Below are 1335 nucleotides of genomic sequence, written 5' to 3'. Positions count from 1 at the left end.
AGGCTTCGGTGGGCTCCGATCCGATCGAACGGCGACCCAGCTCGGGCGGCCACCCGGGCTGGGCCATTCCTCACGGAACGGCTCAATATAATCGATCGCCCTAATACAAGGATGGGTTGAGCCCTTGTGAAACCCCATCATGCCTCGTCGTAGAAGATTGATGGGTTTCGCTTTCGCTCTACTCATCCTACGAGCTTACTCCGCTGCATCCTGCACGGTGCGGATTTTCTCGGCGCGACGAGCGAGCCCGTCATAGGTCTTGGCAACCTTGCGCAAGCTTTCCTTCGGGTGCTGATGCTCGCAATTGTCGGCCTTGGTGCGGAACTCCTCCGCTCGCATGCGCCAGTACTTCGGCGGGTGCATACGCTCGATACCCACGACGCTAATCCCTGAATTGGTCCGTTCATGCGGATCAATTGACCTTCAGCCCAAGCGTTCCGGCAACCTACTAAAGTAGCAAATTGGACTCAGCGCGTGGGATGGGTTGAGTTGCGAAGCCCATCTGCTTCTTCAGCGGGGCTTTGATGGGTTTCGCTTTCGACCCATGCCGCACTCAGCCTGTGGACGCGAACGGCAGGCTGAGCTCGAAGCAAGGAGAAGGCGAAGCGGGCAAACGGGATATCGTGGCAATCGTTCCTCACGGACTCTCCTGCGCGAGCGCGATCGAAGCTTGGCCGTGCTGCGGCACTCGGCAGCTTCGAATCCGAGCAACCAATTCGAATCTCGCTTGTTGTCGCCGGCATAATCACTTGCAGGAGACAACAACATGACACGTCCAACTCTACTCGCCGCAACCTTGTTGCTGCTCGCCTCGGTGCCCGCGGGCGCTCAGTCGCAGCCTGCGCAAAGCGGGCCGGGCAACAACGCCGTCAACAGCTCGGACCAGAACAACTCGAACAAGCCGGTCGAGGGCCGCAACAGCTTCACCGAGGGACAGGCGAAGTCGCGGATCGAGGGCGCCGGATATTCCAACGTCTCCGGACTGCAGAAGGATGACCAGGGCGTCTGGCGCGGCAAGGCCGACAAGGCCGGCACCAAGACCGACGTCAGCCTGGACTTCCAGGGCAACGTGAACCCCACCAAGTAAGGAATCTCAGACATGACCATCACCATCTCCCGCCTCTACGACAATTATTCCGACGCCGAGCGCGCCGTGACCCGGCTCGAGGCGGCCGGCGTGCCGCACTCCGATATCAGCATCGTCGCCAACAATTCGGACGATTGGTACGGCTCCAAGCGCGGCAAGGTCGACCGTGACCGCGACGGCACCGACGATCGTGCCGAAGGCGCCGGCACGGGTGCCGGCATCGGCGCCGGCCTCGGCAGTGCCGCGGG

At 61.6% G+C, this 1335-nt stretch carries 3 protein-coding genes; 2 read left to right on the top strand and 1 reads right to left on the bottom strand.

Features of this window, described 5'->3' with window-relative positions:
- Positions 1-195: 195 nt before the first annotated feature.
- Positions 196-378 carry a hypothetical protein gene (locus MOV74_RS38380; protein WP_246932741.1) on the bottom strand — a complete coding sequence of 61 codons (183 nt, stop codon included), beginning with the start codon at positions 376-378 and terminating at the stop codon, positions 196-198.
- 388 nt (positions 379-766) lie between these two features.
- Between MOV74_RS38380 and MOV74_RS38375 the strand changes: the two genes are divergently transcribed.
- The gene (locus tag MOV74_RS38375; RefSeq protein WP_246932738.1) at positions 767-1087 is read left to right on the top strand and encodes a hypothetical protein; all 321 of its coding nucleotides are present in this window, start codon (positions 767-769) and stop codon (positions 1085-1087) included.
- A 12-nt stretch (positions 1088-1099) separates the two neighbouring features.
- On the top strand, positions 1100-1335 hold a 236-nt coding region (locus MOV74_RS38370), incomplete at its 3' end, for a general stress protein (protein ID WP_309486883.1).

The sequence above is a fragment of the Bradyrhizobium sp. SHOUNA76 genome, assembly GCF_023006445.1.
Taxonomy (GTDB): Bacteria; Pseudomonadota; Alphaproteobacteria; order Rhizobiales; family Xanthobacteraceae; genus Bradyrhizobium.
The sequence above is the reverse complement of the archived record's forward strand: the minus strand, read 5'-3'. Positions and strand labels throughout refer to the sequence as shown.